Source organism: Streptomyces sp. NPDC004284 (assembly GCF_042874035.1).
Taxonomy (GTDB): domain Bacteria; phylum Actinomycetota; class Actinomycetes; order Streptomycetales; family Streptomycetaceae; genus Streptomyces.
This window is the reverse complement of the sequence record NZ_JBIAMJ010000018.1, coordinates 30,629-49,240: the sequence shown is the minus strand read 5'-3', so window position 1 is coordinate 49,240 and position 18,612 is coordinate 30,629. Positions and strand designations below refer to the sequence as shown.

Below are 18,612 nucleotides of genomic sequence, written 5' to 3'. Positions count from 1 at the left end.
AGTGAGGAGACACAGACGTGGTGGGTGAAGACGACATCTCCGGGTGAGATCCGGATGTGACGGCCACCGGCCGGCGCTCAGCAGCGCTGCCGAGGTGGTCCGCTTCGTCGTACCCCTTTCATCCCCGTCTGCCCAGGGCAGAGGACCAAGCTCTGCCCTCATCACCTCCGAGGTCCTTTCATGTCCGACGCCGCCCTCGTGTGCTCGAACCTCTCTTTCACCTGGCCCGACGACACCCCCGTCTTCGACAACCTGTCCTTCAGCGTGCCCCCCGGCCGTACGGGCCTGGTCGCGCCCAACGGCTCCGGCAAGTCCACCCTGCTCAAGCTGATCGCCGGCGAACTCAAGCCGGGCGCGGGCTCGGTGTCCGTCGGCGGCACGCTCGGCTACCTCCCGCAGAGCCTGCCCCTGACGGCGAACCTCACGGTCGCCGAGGTGCTCGGCATCGCCGAGGTCATCCGCGCCCTGGACGCCGTCGAGTCCGGCGACGTCGCCGAGGAGCACTTCACCACCATCGGCGACGGCTGGGACATCGAGGAGCGCACCCGCGCCCAGCTCGACCGCCTCGGCCTGGCCGACCTCGCCCTGGACCGCAGTCTCAGCACGCTCAGCGGCGGCCAGGTCGTCTCCCTGGGCCTCGCCGCCCAGCTGCTCAAGCGTCCCGACGTGCTGCTGCTCGACGAGCCCACCAACAACCTCGACCTGGGGGCCCGGCACAAGCTCTACGACGTCCTCTCGGACTTCAACGGCTGCCTGCTCCTGGTCAGCCACGACCGCGCCCTGCTCGACCGCATGGACCGCATCGCCGAACTCGGCAGCGACGAACTGCGCCTGTACGGAGGCAACTTCACCGAGTACGAGGAGGCCGTCCGCGCCGAGCAGGAGGTCGCCGAGAAGAACGTCCGCAACGCCGAGCAGGAACTCAAGCGGGAGAAGCGGGAACTGCAGCAGGCCCGCGAACGCGCCGACCGCCGGGCGAGCAACGCGGCCAAGAACCTCAAGAACGCCGGTCTCCCCCGCATCTTCGCCGGCAACATGAAGCGCGGTGCGCAGGAGTCCGCCGGCCGGGCCGGGCAGATGCACGCCTCCCGGGTCACCGAGGCCAAGGCGCGCCTGGACGAGGCCGGGCGCGCGCTGCGTGAGGAACAGCGCCTCACCCTGGAGCTGCCCGACACCCGCGTGCCCGCCGGCCGCAACCTGTTCCTCGGCGAAGGAATGCAGGTGCGCCTGGGCGCCGAGGACGTGTTCGCCCCGGGTGGTGTCGACCTGACCGTCCGGGGCCCGGAGCGCATCGCGCTCACCGGTCCCAACGGCGCGGGGAAGACCACCCTGATGCGTCTGATCACCGGCGACCTCGCCCCGGACAGCGGAGAGATCAAGCGCAACGACGGCCGGATCGCCTATCTGTCGCAGCGCCTGGACCTCCTTGACCTGGACCTCACGGTGGCGGAGAACTTCGCCGCGTTCGCCCCCGAGCGGCCGGAGGCGGAGCGGATGAACCTGCTCGCCCGCTTCCTCTTCCGGGGCCCCCGGGCCCACCTGCCGGTCGGTGTGCTCTCCGGTGGCGAACGGCTGCGCGCCACGCTGGCCTGCGTGCTGTGCGCCGAACCGGCACCGCACCTGCTGCTGCTCGACGAGCCGACCAACAACCTCGACCTGGTCAGCGCGGGCCAGCTGGAGAGCGCGCTCAACTCCTACCAGGGCGCCTTCATGGTGATCAGCCACGACGAGCGGTTCCTCGCCGAGATCGGGGTCAACCGCTGGCTGCGGCTGGCCGACGGCGTGCTCAAGGAGACGGGAGCGCCCTCGGTGTGATGCGCCGGTGTGTGCCATGGCCCGCGCCCGAGGCCGTACGCCCGGCGGGCCGACCACCGCTCACATCGGACGGACACCCATGTCCCAACCCGCTCTGCTCGCCCATGACCTCGTCCGCGTCCTCGGCGGCCGCCGGGTCCTCGACGGCTTCTCCCTGACCGCCTCCCCCGGCCATCGCATCGGCCTGATCGGGGAGAACGGCGTCGGCAAGTCCACCCTGCTGCGGGTGCTCGCCGGCGTGGACGAACCCGACGCCGGGAGCGTCACCCGCCCCGGCGACCTCGGCTTCCTCCACCAGGAGATGCCGTTCGACGCCGGCTCGACCATCGCCTCGGTACTCGACGAGGCGCTCCGCGAGGCCCGTGAGGACCTCGCCGAGCTGGACCGGCTCGGCGCGGAACTCGCCCGGGTCCCGGAGGACGACCCCGGCCATCAGGAACTCCTGGAGGCGTACGGCAGACGCCTGGAACAGGCACAGGACCGGGAGTCCTGGGACGCCGACCGCCGTGCCGCCCTGGTCCTCGACGGCCTGGGCCTCGGCACGGTCGGACACGACCGCACGCTCGGGTCGCTCTCCGGAGGGCAGCGCGGCCGGCTGGCCCTGGCCGCGCTCCTCGTACGGCGGCCGTCGGCGCTGCTCCTCGACGAGCCGACCAACCACCTCGACGACGACGCGGCGGCCTTCCTGGAGGAACAGGTCCGCGGCATGCCCGGCACCGTGGTGATCGCCAGCCACGACCGGGCGTTCCTCGACGCCGTCTGCACCGACCTGATCGACCTCGACCCGGCGGTGGACGGCCCGGTGCGCTACGGCGGCGACTACAGCGCCTACCTGTCCGCGAAGCACGCCGAGCGGGAGCGCTGGGAGCGGCGGTACGCCGAGGAGCAGCGGGAGCTGGACGAGCTGCGCCGGGCGGCGGGCGTGACCGCGCACCGGGTCGCCCCCGACCGCGGCCGCACCGACAACGAGAAGATGGGCTACGGCCACCGGGCCGGCCGCGTCCAGAACTCGATCTCGCGCCGGGTGCGCGACGCCACGCGGCGGCTGGAGGAGCTGGAGCGCGCCCAGGTCGCCGCACCGCCGCTTCCCCTGCGGTTCGCCGCCGGGGACCTGGCGGCCCGGTCGTCCGAAGGGCCGCGCCCCTTGGTGGCCCTGCGCGGCGTACGGGTGCCGGGCCGGCTGGCGCTGGACGGTCTGGAGGTGGCGGCGACCGACCGTCTGCTGGTCACGGGCGGCAACGGGGCGGGCAAGTCGACGCTGCTCGCCGTGCTCGCCGGAGGTCTCGCGGCCGAAGGGGAGGTGCGCAGGCGGCGCGAGCTGACGGTGGGGCTGCTCACCCAGGACACCGTCTTCGAACGGCCCGAGCGCACGGTCCGCGACACGTACGCGCTGTCGCTGGGCGAGGTGCGGGCGGAGAAGGTGCCGCTGGAGTCGCTGGGCCTGATGCACGAGGCCGACCTGGACAAGCCGGTCGGCCGGTTGTCCGTGGGGCAGCGCCGTCGCCTGGCTCTGGCACTCCTCGTGGCGCGCCCTCCGCAGCTGCTGCTGCTCGACGAACCGACCAACCACCTCTCGCCCCGCCTGTGCGACGAGCTGGAGGAGGCCTGGGGCGGCGGGCCGGGCGCGATCGTGGTCGCCAGCCACGACCGCTGGCTGCGGCGCCGTTGGCAGGGGCGCGAGCTCCGGTTGGAGCCCGGACGCGACCGAGGACGGGAGGTGACCTCGGTCGGGTCCTGACCCCGCTCCCGAAGGAGTGCGGCCTCCCTACGCTCCGGCGAACGCCCGGTCCAGCAGCTCCATGGCGGCCGCGCTCGTCCCGGAGGCCGCACCGCGCCGGCACACGGTGATCCACACGTCGACGGACCCGGCCGAGGACGAGCGGGCGCGGCCGTGCCCGGTCGTGGCACTGTCCGCTCCCGCATCCGCGCACAGGTCGGCCGGATCGGCGTCGGTCATCGTGAGCGGAACATCCGCACCGGTCCCCGGCTGTGGCTCGTCGAGGGGCCACAGAACGACGAGAACGCCTCCCTCGGCCAGCCGGGAGACGGGACTGCACATGCGCAGCAGGTCACGCCTTCCCGCCACACAGCCGCCCGCCGCGGGCTGGGACACGGGCTGGGAGGAGACGAACGCCAGGGGTGAGTGGCGCGCGTCCCGCAGGGACACCGCATGCCAGCCCTTCGGCAGTTCGACCGTCACCGGCCGGTCCGGCCCGAGCAGACGTGCGGTGGCCGGACCGGCCGCCGCCGTCACCACGGGTTCGTCGCGCCCCGCACCCGGTGCCCCCACCACGTATGCCAGGGCCAGGGCGGCCGTCACCACGGAAGCGGCGGCGCCGACGGCAGCGGCCGCACGCCTGCGCCGCCGCCGTACCCGGTGCCTGATGCGGTCCATGCGGTCGGCAGGCACGGGAAGCGAGGGCACGACGGCCTCCAGGAGGCGGTGCACCGCCTGCTCCGCCTCGTCCGGCCTCTCCCACTCAGCCACCGTGCCCATGACGGACCCTCCCCGCCCACGCGCCGTCCTCGATCGCCAGCGCCGCCCGCAGCGCGGCCAGTGCCTTGGTCGCCTGGCTCTTCACGGTGCCCGGCCGACAGCCCATCACGTGCGCGGTCTCCTCGATGCTCAGCTGCTCGAAGTACCGCAGCACCACCACCGTCCGCTGCCGGGGCGGGAGGCGCCGTACGACGAGCGACAGCGACCGCTCCAGATCGACCGCGGCGAACGGATCCCCGGTCCCGGTGCTCCGGTCGGGAATGCGGTCGTGTTCATGCGGTATCTCGCCGCGCCAGCGTCGCTGCCACCACGACGCGTGCGTGTTGACCAGCGCCTTGCGCACATACGCCTCCGGGTTCTCCGCGGCGATGCGGTGCCATTTCGGCCACACCTTCGCCAGCACCGTCTGCATGAGGTCCTCCGCCAGGTGTGCGTCTCCGGTGAGCAGCCATGCCACCCGGAGCAACCTGGGCCCACGTGCCGCTACGAACTCCTCGAAGCTGGGGTGTTCCTCCCCCGCCGTCGTCATTCCGCTCCCGTTGCAGGTGGCTTCTCTTGTTGCTTACAACCGGGTGGGAGTCCCGAGCGGTTGCCTCGCGACACGCGAAACACACAGAGAGAAACGTGAAGCACGTCACATTCGAGGGCGGGCGTACCTCCCTCCTCCCCCGCCGACCGGTTGGAGTGGCGGCGGGGCGATCCGTTCCCGCACACGACCACGGCTGACTGGTGGATCGACATGACCGTCCGACTCGGAACGCTCACCACAGGAACCTTGATGGCGGCGATCGGCGTGATCGCGCTCTCGGGCTGCTCCGACGGCGGCGGCGCCGTCGCGATGCCCGACACGTCGTCCCCCTCGGACGCCCCCTCCGCCGGTGCGTCCTCGGGCGGCGAACTGTCCGTCCCCGCCGACGCCGACGAGGAGACCAGGAAGCAGTACGTCGAGCAGAACGCCCTCGCCGCCTGCATGCGCGCCAAGGGCTTCGTCTACACCCCGCACGTGACGCGGAACGACCAGACCCCCCTCGCCGAGGGCGAGGGGCGGGACTACGCCGCGGCGAAGAAGTACCGGCAGAAGTACGGCTTCGGGATCTGGGCGGGGGCCGTCTACCGCGACGACCCGAACGTGTGGGGCAGCCGGGCCTACGACGACAAGGACACCAGCCCGAACGCCGCGTACGTCGCCGCGCTCTCCGCCGCCCAGCGAAAGGCCTATGACGAGGCCTTCGGCAGGACGACCAGGAACGGGAAGCGCGTCCAGGCGGGATGCCTGAAGGAGGCGGACGAGAAGGCCTACGGGCCGGCGAAGTCCCGGGCCGAGATCGACAGGCAGAACGCCGAGGACCGGCAGCGCTCCCTCGACGCCCAGCAGGCTCTCAACGGCGACCCGCACCTGGTGTCCCTGGCCCAGCAGTACGCGTCCTGCCTGACCGGGGAAGGCATCGGCGTCACCACCACACAGCCGACGTCCATCGGCGACATGGTGAAGTTCCAGGTGAGCTCCCAGACGCCGGAGGGCGGTGTGCTGAGCGTCGACGAGTCGGAGGCCGTCTCCAAGCTGACGCGGGAGATCGACCTCGCCGGCAAGGACCTGACCTGTGGCAAGGCCTTCCGGGCGGCGTACTTCCCCAAGCTCGCCCAGCACCCCTTCCAGGACGTCACCGGATGAGCCGGCGGCTTCTGCGCGGGCCCTGGGGTCGCGGCAGGAAGGTCACGGTGATGGTCGCGGTGGTCGTCGCCTTCGGAGGGGGCGGCTGGGCCGCCGGGACGCGCATGCAGTCGCCCGCCGACGCCGCGGCCGCGCACCAGCCGCCGAAGGCGGGGCCGGTCACGGTCGCCGTGGAGCGCCGCAAGCTGACGGCGACCGTGGTGGCCCAGGGCACCGTGGAGTTCGGCGCGCCCCGGTCGGTCGCCCTGGCCGGGCCCGTCGCGTCCTCCGGTTCCGCGGCGGACGGGCCTGCCGCCCCGCTGGTGACGAAACCGCCGCAGCAGGGTGCCGTGCTGACCGAGGGAAGCGTCCTGATGCAGGTCAGCGGGCGGCCGGTGTTCGTGCTGCGGGGGCAGGTGCCCATGTACCGCACCCTCGGCCCCGGCGCCTCGGGGGACGACGTACGCCAGTTGCAGCTCGCGCTGCGCAGGGTCGGGCAGGATCCCGGGGGCGCCGGCGGACACTACGGCCAGGGCACTGCGGGCGCCGTGACGCGGTGGTACGCGAGCAGGGGATACGAGGCGCAGGCGCCCGGTCCCGAGGAGCAGAAGCAGCGCGGCGAGCTGGAGCAGTCGGTGACGGACGCCCAGCTCGGCCTGCTTCAGGCCCAGGGAGGCCAGGGCACGGCCGGCGGTCACGGCGGCGGCGCCTCCTCGCCCGCGCCCTCCGACGCGGCTCGTGCCCTGGAGCTGAAGTCGGCGAAGAGCCGGCTCGACCAGGCGAACAAGACGCTCAGCCTGTTCCTGGCCGCCTACGGCACCAGGGTGCCGGCCGGTGAGGTGGTGTTCCTGCCGGAGCTGCCGGTGCGGGTCGACAAGGTCAAGGTGCACCTCGGGGACACTCCTGACGGCTCCGTCGTGACGGTGACCAGCTCGGACGTCGTGGTGCAGGCCGTGGTGCCGGCCGCGGACGCCGCCCAGTTGCGCCAGGGCATGCCGGCCCGGGTCGAGACGACGGACGGCCGGCAGGTCACCGGTGTGGTCGCGAGGGTCGGCGGTGCCGCGGGAAGCGCCACCGGCGGCGTCGCGGGCCGGGACGGAGGGGCGGCGGGTGACGGCGCCGGTTCGGAGGCTCCGGTGCCGGTGGCCGTCTCGGTGCCCGAACCCGGCGTGCTCAAGGACCAGGCGGGGGCGGCCGTCAAGGCCACCGTCGACCTCGGCTCCTCCAAGGGCGCCGTCCTGGTGGTGCCCGTGGCGGCGGTCCGCACGTCCGCCGACGGGCAGGCCCGGGTACGGGTGCTGCGCGGCGGGCGGATCGTCGACGTGCCCGTCACTCCGGGGCTGTCCGCCGCCGGCCAGGTCGAGGTGACCCCGCGCGACGTACCGCTCGGCGAGGGCGACCAGGTGGTGGTCGGGCAGTGAGGCGCGGGACCGTGGGGCCGGCGCCCGGGGCACCGGACGCGGACGTCGTCATACGTCTGGAGTCGGTCGGCCGGGTCTTCGACTCCGAACCCCCGGTGCGGGCCCTGCGCGAGGTGGATCTGACGGTCCGCCGCGGGGAGCACGTGTCGGTCGTCGGCCCTTCGGGGTCCGGGAAGTCGACGCTGCTGAACGTCCTGGGTCTCCTCGACCGGCCCACGTCGGGCGCGTACTGGCTGGACGGCGTGCTCACCGGCGACCTCGGCGACCTGGAGCGCACGGCACTGCGCGGCAGCCGGATCGGTTTCGTCTTCCAGTCCTTCCACCTGCTGCCGTACCGGACCGTGGAGGAGAACGTGATGCTGGCGGAGACCTACCGGGCTCCGAGGCCGGGTCGGGGGCGCGGCACCCGGCGGGAGCGGGCCCGCGAGGCGCTGGCCCGGGTCGGGCTCGGCCACCGCGTCGGCTTCCTGCCCGGTCGGCTGTCCGGTGGTGAACGGCAGCGGGTGGCCATCGCCCGCGCCCTGCTGGGCGAGCCCGCCCTGCTGCTGTGCGACGAGCCGACCGGCAACCTCGACGGAGAGAACACCGAGTCGGTGCTGGCGCTCTTCGACACGCTCCAGGAGCAGGACATGACGCTGCTGGTGATCACGCATGACGACGCGGTGAGCGCGCGTGCGGGCAGGCGGGTGCACCTCCGCGACGGCCGGCTCGGTCAGGAGCCCGTATGAGGGGCCTTGCCCGTGCTTTCCGCACGACGCGCCGCGGACCCCGCCACGACCGCCCGAGGATGGACCCCCGGGACCTGTGGTCCGAGGCGCTGGCCGGTGTGCTCGCGCGACCGGTGCGCTCGGCGCTGACCACGCTGGGCACGGTGCTCGGCATCGGCACCCTCGTGATCACGATCGGTGTCGCCTCGACGGCGGCGAACCAGATCGTCGGCCGCTTCGACGCCCTCACCGCCACCTCGGTGTCGGTGGTGGTGCCCGTCCGGGCTCCCGGCTCGACGGACCCCGCTCTGGTGCCGTGGTCGGGTGCCGACGCGGTGGCGCGCCTGGCGGGCGTCGAGTCGGCCGCCGCGCTGTCGGAGTCCGACGCGACCACGTCGGTCCAGGTCAGGACCAACGACGTGGTCGCGCCGGGCACGGTGACCGGCCAGACCCTCGCGGTCGTCTCGGCCACCACGACCCTGCCGGCCGCGGTGCACGGCACCATGGCCTCGGGCAGGTTCTTCGACGCGGGCGACGTCGCCCGGCACGCCCGGGTGGCCGTTCTCGGCGACCAGGCCGCCCGGCTCCTCGGCATCGACGACGTACGGCGGGCGCCCGCCGTCTTCCTCGCGGGACAGTCGTTCACCGTGATCGGCGTGCTCGAAGGCATCCGGCGCGAGTCGCGGCTGTCCGCCTCCGTCATCCTGCCGCCGACCACGGGCGCGGACCGCATGGGGCTGAAGAACGTGTCCCGGGTGCTCGTGAACACGTCGCTGGGCGCGGCCCGGCAGGTGGCCCGGCAGGCACCCATAGCCCTGGCGCCCGGCCACGAGGAGGGCCTGACCGTCCTGGCCCCGCCGGACCTGTCCAAGGCCCGCACGGGGGTGCAGGGGGACGTCAACGGCCTGTTCCTCGTCCTCGGGCTGGTCTCGCTCGTGGTCGGCGCCATCGGCATCGCCAACGTCACGCTCGTCACCGTGATGGAACGGGTCGGCGAGATCGGGCTGCGGCGCGCCCTCGGCGCGTCCCGGCGTCAGGTGGCGGGGCAGTTCCTCGTCGAGTCCACCGCGATAGGACTCCTGGGCGGTGTCGTGGGGGCGGCCGTCGGCGTGGCCGTCGTGGTGTCCGTGTCGGGCGTCCGGCAGTGGACGCCCGTCCTCGACCCGCGGCTCGCTCTGGGCGCCCCGGTGGTGGGCGCGCTCGTGGGGCTGCTCGCGGGACTGTACCCGTCGTTGCGCGCCGCCAGGCTGGAACCCGTGGACGCTCTGCGCTCGCCGACCTGACCGTGGGGACGTGCCACGGGAGCGCGCCGGCGGTCCCCGAGTTGGGACTCGGACCGCCGGCGCGGGGACGGTCTCCCGCTACGGGGGAAGCAGAAGGCACGTCCCGGCTCCGCCGCCCGCGTGTTGACGACGGAGCCCCCACCCGGACAACGGGACGGCCGGTCGAAAGGTTCAGCGCATGACGTGTGTCCAGACGTGTTTCCAAAGGAAGCGCATGGCGCGTGTCCGGAGGACCGGGGGCGCGCCCGACGCCGGTCGTGCGTGTGGTTCTGTTGGTGAGTTACGGGAGCGCCCATTGCTCAGCGCCGAGAGCTTCCCTCCCTACGGGAGAGTGATGTCGCTGGGTTTTGAGAGCGCCTCGGTGCTTGCTTCGGGACCACGGATGTGCTGCGCGGCGGAGAAGGCCCTTGCTCCTGTCGCAGGCAACCGGCCGCCTTACGATCTTGCTCATGCCGAACGCATTCTCCATACCTGTCCTGCGGGGACGTGACGCCACCGTCCTGCGCTCGGAGCAGGACGGGCTGCTCCTGGAACGCCCCGGCGAGAAGTTGACGATCCCCACCAGGGCGATCGCCCGTGTCCATGCCGAGGCGCGGAGCGTCACGGTCGAGCTGAGGGCGCTCGCCGGGGCGACACCGTCTGTCCACCGGATCGAGGATGTGAGCGCGGCCGCGGCTGTCACCTTCGCCGACGCCGTGAACGCATTGCTGCCTCGACCAGTCGAGGACATCGACGGCGGCGCCCTCGTCGACCTCCGCACGATCACCAAGACCTGGCTCGAAACGTACCGGCGCGGACTCGGTCGGGTCATGCTCGGTTATCTGGGCGGGGTCCTCGCCTTGGCCCTGGCCACTGCCGTCGTGGGCGACGAGCGCACCGGCGTGGCCGGCGCGGTGTTCATCGTGATGTTCGGCGTCTTGGCTGCCCTGCCCTTGTGGCTCGGCGCGGTGTGTGTCGTGCCGTGGTTCCACGAGGCTCGCCTGCGCAGGCACGGCGTAACCGTTGACGCGGTGCAGGCGGACGACCCGGGGACGTACCGGTACACGGACGGCACCGGCACCACGCGTGTCTTCTCCCACCCGAGCACCGCCCCGTCCGTCCAGGCCGGCTACGGCCCGCGGGACCCATCGGACGTGGTCGTACTCCAGGACCCGTCCTCGCGCCTCTTCGACATCACCCTGGGGCCCTGCTTCTTCCTCCTCGGGCTTGGCGGGATCGCGTTCGTGATCTATCTGGCCGTGACAGCGATCCGAGGCGGAACACTCTCCTAGCCAGCCCGACACGCCCAACGGCTCCCAGATCCCGCCGACACTTCAGGCATCCACGACAGGCCGGTGCTCTCCGCACCCAGAGACAAACGCTCTCCGCTCTCGCCTACGCAGCCATGCGTGCGGTGCGCCGCGGCCGGGTCCCGGCGGCCGACCTCACCGGGACGTACCCGGTGGAACGGCCGCCGCACGGGGCCCGGTCACAGGAGGTGCGGGCCGGGCCGGCTCGGGCCGCACGACCTCGCGCAGCTTGCGCAGGGCGTTGTGCTGGCGGCTCTTGACGGTGCCCGTCGGCACTCCGAGGATGCCGGCGGTCTCGTTGATGCTGCGGTCGCAGAGGTAGATGTGGACGAGCACGGCGCGGTGTTCGGGAGACAGCCGGTCCAGTAACGGGCGGACCATCAGGGCGTCGTGCACCGCGTCGGTGCCGTCGGCACGCGAAACAGGCTCGCTGTAGGTGACCCCGATGGCCTCTCTGCGGGCGTGCGGCTTGCGCACCCAGTCGATGACCAGGTTCCGGGTGACGGTGAAGAGCCAGCCGCGGACGGATCCGTCCATTCCGTGCAGGCGGTCGATGTTCCGCCAGGCGCGGACGACGGTCTCCTGAACGATGTCCTCGGCAAGCCCGTGATCGCCCAGCATCTTCTCGGCGTACGAGACGAGTGCGTCCCGGTGCTCCCGCATGATCGTGCCGAGCAGTTCGGACCGGGACGTCTCCGTGAGGGGTGTGGCCATCGTGTTCTGAACCGTCCTGGTTCTCTGTCCCGCATCTGTCCAGGGGCCGGATGCGGCCCCCACGTGTGAACTGTAGGCACGGACGCGTGCCGGAGAGCCGGCGCGTTCGTGCCGCTGGGGTGCCGAGCCGCCGCCCGACGGACATATGGGGGCGAGCAGGCCGTCAGGGGAGGCGACGCAACTACTCTGAGCAGGCATTTTCCTGATCCACTCGTCGAATCCGCTACCGGGGGAGGCGAGACGGGTACACCTTCCGGTGTCCATACTCGCAAACCTTCCCCGAGATACGTGTGCGAGTTTGCCCACTTCTTGCGCACACATGACACGATGGGGTGAAGTCACCGCGGCCCCGGCGAGGGGACGCGGCAAGGAGAGGATCAGCACCACCATGCCGAAGGTTCTGCGCGACGACGACATCGTCCGCGTCGCGAGCGGTGTCCATTCGGTCTCCGGAAGCAACACCAACTGGGTGATCGTCAAGGACGGCGACAGCTGCACACTCGTCGACACCGGCTACCCCGGAGATCGCGATGCCGTCCTGGCCTCGTTGGAGGCGGTCGGGCTGCACCCCCGGTCCGTGGCCGCCGTTCTGGTCACCCACGCGCACAACGACCACATCGGCGCGGCCGAGTACCTGCGCGCCGAGTACGGCGTCCCCGTCCTGATGCACCAGGAGGAGGTGCCGCACGCACGCCGTGACTTCCTCGATCAGGTGTCCGTCGGACAGGTCCTCGCACAGGCCTGGCGGCCCGGGGTGCTCCCCTGGGCCGTCCACGCCCTGCGCGCCGGAGGAACCGCCCACGTCCCCGTCGCGAGCCCGCAGGCCTTCCCTTCGACAGGACCGCTCGACCTGCCCGGCGGCCCCACTCCCGTACACACACCGGGCCACACGCGTGGCCATTGCGCGTACGTCCTCGCCGACAGCGGCGTCCTGGTCACGGGCGACGCCCTGGTGACCGCGCACCCCACCTCGCGGATCAGCGGACCGCAGCTACTTCCCTCCATGTTCCACACCGACCGGTCCCGTGCCCTCGACTCCCTGGCCCTCATCGAAGGTGTGGACGCCGACGTGCTGCTCCCCGGTCACGGCCCCCTGCACCGTGGTTCGGCGAAGAGGGCCGCCGAGACGGCCCGCGAACACGCCCTGTCCACACCTGGCCCGTGAGTCACCGCCCGCGACCGCCGAAGGAAACCGCTGCTCGCTCCATACATCGGCGCATCGGAGATTATTCTGAAAGGTGAACATGCTTGTACGTAGCTCTGGCATCGACACTTATCTACGCTGGGGACCCGGGCATGGGTAGCATGCGCAGCAACATTCATATCGAGGGAGTGAAACGGTTGTGACCAACCAGTCATCCGCCGCCCTCCGATCGCGGCTGGTGGACCAAGCCGCGTCGGACCTGGAGGAGAACCGCCGTCGACAGCAGAAGCTGACGGAACAGATCGCGGTGCTGAAGCAGGAGGAGGCCCTCCTGACGGACATCCTGAATCTCGCCCAGCGGTACGAGGGTTTCGCGGACCCGTCCCGGCTGCCCGAGCAGCTGCAGGACGAGCCCGTCGGTACGAAGACGAAGCGGGCCTCGACTGGTACCCACGCACGTCGCTCGGGCTCCGCCAAGGCCCCGACGGGTGGCAAGGCGAAGGCAGGCGCGAAGGGGAAGTCGCGCCAGCCCCTGCTCGGTGACCTCCTGCTGGAACTGCTCGGCAAGCACGACGGACCGCGCCTGGCGAAGGAACTGCGGGACGAGCTGCTGGCGGACCACCCGGACCGCAACCCGACGCCGCAGGTGGTGCGCAACACCCTCGAGTCCTTGGTCGCCAAGGGACGCATCGAGCGCCACAAGCAGCAGCGTTCCGTCATGTACACCGTCGTCGAGTCGGACTCGGCCAACTGACGCGTCCGCACGTCCCGACCGCGGCGGAACTCCGGGGGTGCACCACGTGTGCCTTGTCGACCGGCGCCCCCGGTCCCGCCTGCCGAAGACGTCGGTCCGTCCGGCCGCGGGCTGCCCGCCCCGGCCGACAGCGGGCAGCCCGTGCCCGGTTCGGCATGAGCGGGCGGTGGAGCGCGCGAGGCCGCGCCCCGGCCTAAGCCCGCCACATGTTGTCGAACGCTTCGGCCTCGACGCCCCGCCTCAGCCGTACGGCCTCCAGCTCGGTCACCGCTTCCCCGACGGCAGCCAGCACGGTCGCCACGGAAGGGTCCCCGCCGGCATCGCCGACCGTGTCCCGCTCGAAGTCGCCGATTCCCAGGAAGCCCGTCAGAGCGACGAGCACCGGATCGCCCGGGACGAGGAGCCTCACCCGGCCGCGCTCGGACGGGTCGGCCCTCAGCGGCCGCACAGCCCCCAGCCAGAGGCACTGTCCCCGCGGCCGGACGAGGCGACCGGTTCGTTCCAGATCCCGGGCGTAGGTCTCCGCGAGGTCTTTGCCACGGCGCCACAGCCAGCTCTGGATCGTCTGCCACGACTGTTGCCGGACGGCCGAGGCGAGGGCCTGGTCCAGCAGACGGTCGCCCGTGCCCCTGTCGGAGCGGGGCGCCATGCGGTCGCCGTCCAGGGCCAGCGACCCGTTCTTCAACAGGTCGACCGCTTCGGCCCCCGCCAGCGCGAGGGAGAGGTCTCCCTGCTCCACGGCGCGTTCGGGCGGCAGGCTCAGGACGAAGAGCGCGAGATCGCGTGCGGTGGTCATGAGTCCCTCCTGGTCTCCAGCAGGCGCAGCCACACCTCGCTGATCGTGGGGAACGCGGGTACCGCGTGCCAGAGGCGCTCGACGGGCACCTCCCCGGTGAGGGCGACGGTGGCCGAGTACAGCAGTTCGCCGACACCGGGCCCGGCGAACGTGGCACCGACGACGACCTGGCGGTCGCGGTCGATGAGGACGCGGGCCTTGCCCCGGTAGTCGGGGCGGTACTGGAGGGCGCCCGCGAGGAGCCCGATCTCGTAGTCCACGACTTCGACGTCCCGGCCGGTGCGCTCGGCCTCGCGGACGGTCAGTCCCACGGAGGCGATCTCGGGGTCGGTGAAGACGACACCCGGAACGGCGTCCGTGTCGGCCGTCCCGCTGTGCGGCGCCCAGCGCCCGGTCTCCAGCCGCTCGCCACGGGCACGGGCGACCATCACGGCACCGGCTATGCGGGCCTGGTACTTGCCCTGATGGGTGAAGAGCGCCCTGCGGTTGACGTCCCCGACGGCGTACAGCCAGTCCCCGGGGACGGCGGTGACCGTCAGACTGTCGTCGGTGGCCATCCAGTCGCCCGGGACGAGTCCCACGGCGTCGAGCCCGATGTCCTCCGAGCGCGGGGCGCGGCCGGTGGCGAAGAGGACCTCGTCGGCGACGACTTCAGCGCCGTCCGAAAGGGCGATCCGGACCTCTCCGTCGCCTGCCCGCTCCGCTGCGACGACCGAGACCTGGAACCGCACGTCCGCACCGGCTTCCCGCAGCCGCTCGGTGACGAGTTCGCCCGCGAAGGGCTCCATACGGGGCAACAGCCCCTCTTCGCGGACGAGGAGGGTCACCTGACTGCCCAACGCCTGCCAGGCGGTGGCCATCTCCACACCCACCACGCCGGCGCCGACGACCGCCAGGCGCCGGGGCACTTGGCGAGCGCTCGTCGCCTCCCGGCCGGTCCAGGGCTTCAGGGCCTCGATGCCCGGCAGCGGCGGCAGGTCGGCTCGGCTGCCGGTGCACACGGCCACGGCGTGCCGCGCGCGCAACCGGACGGTGTCGCCGTCCGGGGTCTCCACCGACACCTCACGCTCGCCCGTCAGACGCCCGTGTCCGCGCAGCAGTTCGATGCCGGCCGACTTGACCCATTCGACCTGCCCGTCGTCGTTCCAGTCGGCGGACATGCGATCGCGGTGGGCCAGGACTGCTTCGACGTCCAGGGGGTTCTTGACGGAGGGATCGATTCCCGGGACGTGCACGGCGTCGGCGCGAAGAAGCGCCGGGCGCAGAAGGGCCTTGCTGGGTTCACAGGCCCAGTACGAGCAGTCTCCGCCGACCAGTTCGCTCTCCACGAGGACGGTGCTCAGACCGGCCGCGGTGGTGCGGTCCGCGACGTTCTCGCCGACCGGCCCTGCGCCGATCACGATGACGTCATAGGTGCGGATGTTCTCGGTGGTCATCTGTCCTCCGATGGTGGGATGGGGTCCGGGGGCCGATGCGCGGCGGGTGGGCGCCGGGGACGGGCCGGGGCCCATCGGCCGGGGACGCGTTCCGTGATCTCCCCGGAGGAACCCCTCGCCGCCGTCGAGGTCGGCCGGCACGGGGAACACGCGCCGGGCATGTGACCTGCCCCCTCCGCGTCACGCTCCACTGTCGGCCGCCGGTGACGGGCCCGGCATCCGTCACCTGACGGTGGTGTTCCGCTTCCGTCAGCGGAGGTGGGAGGAATGCGGGCTGTAGCCGACGTAAGCCACGCTCAGCGCCCAGCTCCACACCTGGGTGTCGGTGGACCACCGGATCTCCTCGCGCGGCGCCGCCCGGATCGCCCGGTCCTGGGAGACAGCGGCGGCGGAGGCGCGGACGGGCCGTCGGCGTCCGTCGGTGCGCATACGCGTTCTGAAGATCATGTCCTGCCCTCGCAAGTAGGTGGGGTGGGCGGAACGGAGAGGAGCGGGCCCCGCGCGGGGGACACGGGGCCCGCGGTCTGAGGGAAGTGGCCGGTCAGGCTGCGGCGCTGGCGTTGATGACGACGGGGACGTTGTCACGCGTGGCCTTGGAGTAGGGGCAGATCTGGTGGGCGGCCTGGGCGAGTGTCTCGGCGGTCTCCTGGTCCACACCGCCGAGCACGGGGTTGAGGACCGCGGAGAGGGAGAACGTGTCGTCGTCGCCGTGGGTGAGGGTGACCTCGGCCGTGATGCTGGTACTGGTCAGCCGGATCTTGCGCAGGGTCGCGGCACGGCGCAGGGCTCCGAGGAAGCAGGCGGCCCAGCCGGCCGCCAGAAGCTGCTCGGGGTTGGTCGCGGTGCCGGCACCGCCCAGCTCCTTGGGGAGACCGAGGCTGGTCTCCAGCAGACCGTCGGAGGAGCGGACGTGGCCGCCGTTGCGGCCCTCTCCGTCGACGCTGACCTGGGCGGTGTAGGTGGTTGCCATGGCTGATGCTCCCCATCTGGGTCAAGAGGTCGTGGGACACCTCCTGATCCGGATCCGCTTTCGTCACCGGTTGAGGAGGTGACGTAATCATGGCAGCGCATGCATCACCCGTCAAGACGGTTCCCCACCCCGTATCCCTCACACGTGTTTCATCCGGTTCGCTGTCGACCCCACGGCACCTTCCCGCAAGGGCCCCGGTTCGGCCCACGCCCGACACGCACACCTCCTCCGGCCGCCGAAGCCGCGCGGAGCTCCGCAGCCGGACGGCGCGCTGCCGTACGACGGGCCCTGCAGCAGGAGTCCACACCGCCTCTGACCTGCGAATATCATCCCCTCACACCAACCTGTCGACCAGAGGAGAAACACGCGGTGGGGCATCACCGAGGAGCCGGCGAACGCAGAGAAACGTCATCCGGGCCGAAGAGATACATTTTTCAAGGATGAGCATTACACTCTCCTCGCATCAGGGTCCCTTCAGTCCCTGACACGTACTGCTTCCCACGTCAGGTGTGTGCAGTATTCGGGCGAACAGAAGTGACAAGGACGATTCCCGTGCCATGCGAACATGACAGCCGCGTGATCACGGTGATCGCTCGCGACGCTCTCCACGAAGGACGTCCATGAGCAGCGAAGCCTCACTGGTCCTCGATCCGCGGGCGGCCGTTCAGCGGATGCTCGATCTGGAGTACCCGGAGCCGGCGGCCGCTGGGCCTGCCGGACAGACCTCCCAGGTGGCGCCGCTGTTCCCTCCCTCCCTCTCGGACCGCGGGAACGCGCAGCTCTTCGTACGCCTCCATCGCAACCAGTTCCGCCATGTGGAAGGCCTCGGTTGGTTCTCCTGGGACGGCTACCGGTGGAGGCGCGGCGGAGGGGAGAAGGACGCGCTGTGGGCGGCCGGGGAGATGGCCGAGGACATCCCCTCCACGGACCCGCGGGGGATCCACAGCGACCACGAGCTCGCGCGGCACAAGCGGCGCAGCCTGTCGACGGCCGGACTGAAGGCGCTCCTGTCACAGGCCAAGGCCGCTCCCGACATGTCGGTGAGCCCCGACAGACTGGACGCCGATCCCTACGCCCTGTGCACCCCCGCCGGCGTGGTCGACCTGCGCACCGGACGCCTCCGCCCGCCCGACCCCGCCCGCGACCTGCACTCCCGCGCCACCACGGTGAGCCCTCAGGGCGTGGAGACGCCCCGCTGGCACCGGTTCCTCGCCGACACCTTCGGGGACGACGACGAGGGCCGGGAGATGATCGACTTCCTGCACCTGCTGCTCGGCTACTCGATCACGGGCGACGTGGGCGCCCAGGTGCTGCCCTTCCTCCACGGCGAGGGCAAGAACGGCAAGTCCGTACTGCTCGACATCATGGTCCAGATACTCGGTGACTACGCGGACGCCGCTCCACCGGGCTTCCTGATGGACCGCGGTGCGGTCTCGGAGCACTCCACGGAGCTGACCGAACTGCACGGGCGCCGCCTGATCGTGTGCAGCGAGCTGAAGCCGAACGACAGGTTCGACGAGGCGCGCGTACGGCTCCTGACGGGTGGGGACAGGATCAAGGCGCGGCGCATGCGGCAGGACTACTTCTCGTTCACGCCGACCCACCACCTGTGGCTCCTCGGCAACCACCATCCCGAGGTCTCCACGGGCGGTTTCGCGTTCTGGCGGCGCATCCGCCTGCTGCCCTTCACCCGCACCGTTCCGGCGCACCGCAGGATCGACAACCTCGCCTTCGAACTGGTCCGCGACGAAGGCCCGGGGATCCTGCACTGGCTCATCGAGGGTGCGCGGCGCTATCTGCGCACCAGGGACCCGCTGGAGGGCCCGGCCAGGGTCCGGATCGCCACCACGGCCTACGCCGCCACGGAGGACCACATCGGCCGCTTCCTGTCCGAACGCTGCACGCGTGACGGCGGCCTCGGCAAGGACCTGCGGGCGGAACAAGGGCTGCTCTACACGGAGTACAGCTCCTGGTGTCACACCGGGGAAGGCATCCGGCCCGAGACCGCGCGCGCCTTCGCCAACCGTGTCCGCCAGGAAGTGGGGGTGGCCTCCCCCACCGACATGATCAAGTCGAACGGCCGGAAGTACTACCCGGGCATCGCGCTGCTGGAGGCCCCGTGACGACCGTCGTAC

The 18,612-nt window shown here is 71.7% G+C and carries 17 protein-coding genes; 10 read left to right on the top strand and 7 right to left on the bottom strand.

The genetic code is table 11. From position 1 onward, the window contains the following. The first annotated feature begins 180 nt into the window (after positions 1-180). Positions 181-1,815 carry a ribosomal protection-like ABC-F family protein gene (gene abc-f / locus ACFYUS_RS32725; protein WP_388860403.1) on the top strand — a complete coding sequence of 545 codons (1,635 nt, stop codon included), beginning with the start codon at positions 181-183 and terminating at the stop codon, positions 1,813-1,815. A gap of 79 nt (positions 1,816-1,894) precedes the next feature. Further along, the gene (locus ACFYUS_RS32720) at positions 1,895-3,553 is read left to right on the top strand and encodes an ABC-F family ATP-binding cassette domain-containing protein (protein WP_388860400.1); all 1,659 of its coding nucleotides are present in this window, start codon (positions 1,895-1,897) and stop codon (positions 3,551-3,553) included. Between the two features lie 27 nt (positions 3,554-3,580). On the opposite strand, the gene ACFYUS_RS32715 is transcribed toward ACFYUS_RS32720, so the two are convergent. Both ACFYUS_RS32715 and ACFYUS_RS32710 read right to left on the bottom strand, forming a co-directional pair. Next, a complete protein-coding gene (locus ACFYUS_RS32715) occupies positions 3,581-4,312 on the bottom strand; it encodes a hypothetical protein (protein ID WP_388860398.1) in 732 nt (243 codons plus the stop codon). Further along, positions 4,296-4,841 (bottom strand): SigE family RNA polymerase sigma factor, encoded by a 546-nt coding sequence (locus tag ACFYUS_RS32710; RefSeq protein ID WP_388860395.1) that lies wholly within the window; start codon positions 4,839-4,841, stop codon positions 4,296-4,298. Before ACFYUS_RS32710 ends, ACFYUS_RS32715 begins: the two co-directional genes overlap by 17 nt. 210 nt (positions 4,842-5,051) lie before the next feature. Here ACFYUS_RS32710 and ACFYUS_RS32705 point away from each other — a divergent pair, with 210 nt between their 5' ends. The 5 genes from ACFYUS_RS32705 to ACFYUS_RS32685 all read left to right on the top strand — a co-directional run bounded on the left by ACFYUS_RS32705 (position 5,052) and on the right by ACFYUS_RS32685 (position 10,645). Beyond that, the gene (locus ACFYUS_RS32705) at positions 5,052-5,984 is read left to right on the top strand and encodes a hypothetical protein (RefSeq protein ID WP_388860392.1); all 933 of its coding nucleotides are present in this window, start codon (positions 5,052-5,054) and stop codon (positions 5,982-5,984) included. Beyond that, positions 5,981-7,384, top strand: coding sequence for a Tat pathway signal protein (locus tag ACFYUS_RS32700; protein WP_388860389.1), 1,404 nt, complete (start codon positions 5,981-5,983; stop codon positions 7,382-7,384). The genes ACFYUS_RS32705 and ACFYUS_RS32700 overlap by 4 nt, the downstream gene beginning before the upstream one ends. Before the next feature lie 11 nt (positions 7,385-7,395). Further along, positions 7,396-8,112, top strand: coding sequence for an ABC transporter ATP-binding protein (locus tag ACFYUS_RS32695; protein ID WP_388860386.1), 717 nt, complete (start codon positions 7,396-7,398; stop codon positions 8,110-8,112). Between the two features lie 59 nt (positions 8,113-8,171). After that, positions 8,172-9,374: an ABC transporter permease gene (locus ACFYUS_RS32690; RefSeq protein ID WP_388860383.1), complete on the top strand. Its 1,203-nt coding sequence runs from the start codon at positions 8,172-8,174 to the stop codon at positions 9,372-9,374. Between the two features lie 407 nt (positions 9,375-9,781). Continuing rightward, entirely contained in the window at positions 9,782-10,645 is an 864-nt protein-coding gene (locus ACFYUS_RS32685) for a hypothetical protein (RefSeq protein WP_388860380.1), read from the top strand. 153 nt (positions 10,646-10,798) lie between these two features. Here the strand turns inward: ACFYUS_RS32685 and ACFYUS_RS32680 are convergent, their stop codons facing one another. Next, complete coding sequence (locus ACFYUS_RS32680) at positions 10,799-11,377, bottom strand: sigma-70 family RNA polymerase sigma factor (RefSeq protein WP_388860377.1); 579 nt, start codon at positions 11,375-11,377, stop codon at positions 10,799-10,801. Positions 11,378-11,765: 388 nt separating this feature from the next. Here ACFYUS_RS32680 and ACFYUS_RS32675 point away from each other — a divergent pair, with 388 nt between their 5' ends. Both ACFYUS_RS32675 and ACFYUS_RS32670 read left to right on the top strand, forming a co-directional pair. Beyond that, positions 11,766-12,542 (top strand): MBL fold metallo-hydrolase, encoded by a 777-nt coding sequence (locus ACFYUS_RS32675; RefSeq protein ID WP_388860373.1) that lies wholly within the window; start codon positions 11,766-11,768, stop codon positions 12,540-12,542. Between the two features lie 178 nt (positions 12,543-12,720). Beyond that, positions 12,721-13,275 (top strand): hypothetical protein, encoded by a 555-nt coding sequence (locus tag ACFYUS_RS32670; RefSeq protein ID WP_388860370.1) that lies wholly within the window; start codon positions 12,721-12,723, stop codon positions 13,273-13,275. A 193-nt stretch (positions 13,276-13,468) separates the two neighbouring features. Here ACFYUS_RS32670 and ACFYUS_RS32665 read toward each other — a convergent pair whose 3' ends face one another. The 4 genes from ACFYUS_RS32665 to ACFYUS_RS32650 form a co-directional block, all read right to left on the bottom strand. Next, positions 13,469-14,071, bottom strand: a complete 603-nt coding sequence (locus tag ACFYUS_RS32665) for a GPP34 family phosphoprotein (RefSeq protein ID WP_388860367.1) — start codon at positions 14,069-14,071, stop codon at positions 13,469-13,471. After that, the gene (locus tag ACFYUS_RS32660) at positions 14,068-15,507 is read right to left on the bottom strand and encodes a dihydrolipoyl dehydrogenase family protein (protein WP_388860364.1); all 1,440 of its coding nucleotides are present in this window, start codon (positions 15,505-15,507) and stop codon (positions 14,068-14,070) included. The genes ACFYUS_RS32665 and ACFYUS_RS32660 overlap by 4 nt, the downstream gene beginning before the upstream one ends. Before the next feature lie 249 nt (positions 15,508-15,756). Beyond that, positions 15,757-15,936, bottom strand: coding sequence for a hypothetical protein (locus ACFYUS_RS32655; RefSeq protein ID WP_388860361.1), 180 nt, complete (start codon positions 15,934-15,936; stop codon positions 15,757-15,759). A gap of 112 nt (positions 15,937-16,048) precedes the next feature. After that, complete coding sequence (locus ACFYUS_RS32650; RefSeq protein WP_388860358.1) at positions 16,049-16,477, bottom strand: Ohr family peroxiredoxin; 429 nt, start codon at positions 16,475-16,477, stop codon at positions 16,049-16,051. A 620-nt stretch (positions 16,478-17,097) separates the two neighbouring features. Between ACFYUS_RS32650 and ACFYUS_RS32645 the strand changes: the two genes are divergently transcribed. After that, positions 17,098-18,600, top strand: coding sequence for a phage/plasmid primase, P4 family (locus ACFYUS_RS32645; protein ID WP_388860355.1), 1,503 nt, complete (start codon positions 17,098-17,100; stop codon positions 18,598-18,600). Positions 18,601-18,612 lie beyond the last annotated feature (12 nt).

What these genes read in the sequence shown, in the direction of transcription:
- abc-f (WP_388860403.1), top strand. Translation starts at nt 181, where the DNA reads ATGTCCGACGCCGCCCTCGTGTGCTCGAACCTCTCTTTCACCTGGCCC.
- ACFYUS_RS32720 (WP_388860400.1), top strand. Translation starts at nt 1,895, where the DNA reads ATGTCCCAACCCGCTCTGCTCGCCCATGACCTCGTCCGCGTCCTCGGC.
- ACFYUS_RS32715 (WP_388860398.1), bottom strand. Translation starts at nt 4,312, where the DNA reads ATGGGCACGGTGGCTGAGTGGGAGAGGCCGGACGAGGCGGAGCAGGCG.
- ACFYUS_RS32710 (WP_388860395.1), bottom strand. Translation starts at nt 4,841, where the DNA reads ATGACGACGGCGGGGGAGGAACACCCCAGCTTCGAGGAGTTCGTAGCG.
- ACFYUS_RS32705 (WP_388860392.1), top strand. Translation starts at nt 5,052, where the DNA reads ATGACCGTCCGACTCGGAACGCTCACCACAGGAACCTTGATGGCGGCG.
- ACFYUS_RS32700 (WP_388860389.1), top strand. Translation starts at nt 5,981, where the DNA reads ATGAGCCGGCGGCTTCTGCGCGGGCCCTGGGGTCGCGGCAGGAAGGTC.
- ACFYUS_RS32690 (WP_388860383.1), top strand. Translation starts at nt 8,172, where the DNA reads ATGGACCCCCGGGACCTGTGGTCCGAGGCGCTGGCCGGTGTGCTCGCG.
- ACFYUS_RS32680 (WP_388860377.1), bottom strand. Translation starts at nt 11,377, where the DNA reads ATGGCCACACCCCTCACGGAGACGTCCCGGTCCGAACTGCTCGGCACG.
- ACFYUS_RS32675 (WP_388860373.1), top strand. Translation starts at nt 11,766, where the DNA reads ATGCCGAAGGTTCTGCGCGACGACGACATCGTCCGCGTCGCGAGCGGT.
- ACFYUS_RS32665 (WP_388860367.1), bottom strand. Translation starts at nt 14,071, where the DNA reads ATGACCACCGCACGCGATCTCGCGCTCTTCGTCCTGAGCCTGCCGCCC.
- ACFYUS_RS32660 (WP_388860364.1), bottom strand. Translation starts at nt 15,507, where the DNA reads ATGACCACCGAGAACATCCGCACCTATGACGTCATCGTGATCGGCGCA.
- ACFYUS_RS32655 (WP_388860361.1), bottom strand. Translation starts at nt 15,936, where the DNA reads ATGCGCACCGACGGACGCCGACGGCCCGTCCGCGCCTCCGCCGCCGCT.
- ACFYUS_RS32650 (WP_388860358.1), bottom strand. Translation starts at nt 16,477, where the DNA reads ATGGCAACCACCTACACCGCCCAGGTCAGCGTCGACGGAGAGGGCCGC.
- ACFYUS_RS32645 (WP_388860355.1), top strand. Translation starts at nt 17,098, where the DNA reads ATGAGCAGCGAAGCCTCACTGGTCCTCGATCCGCGGGCGGCCGTTCAG.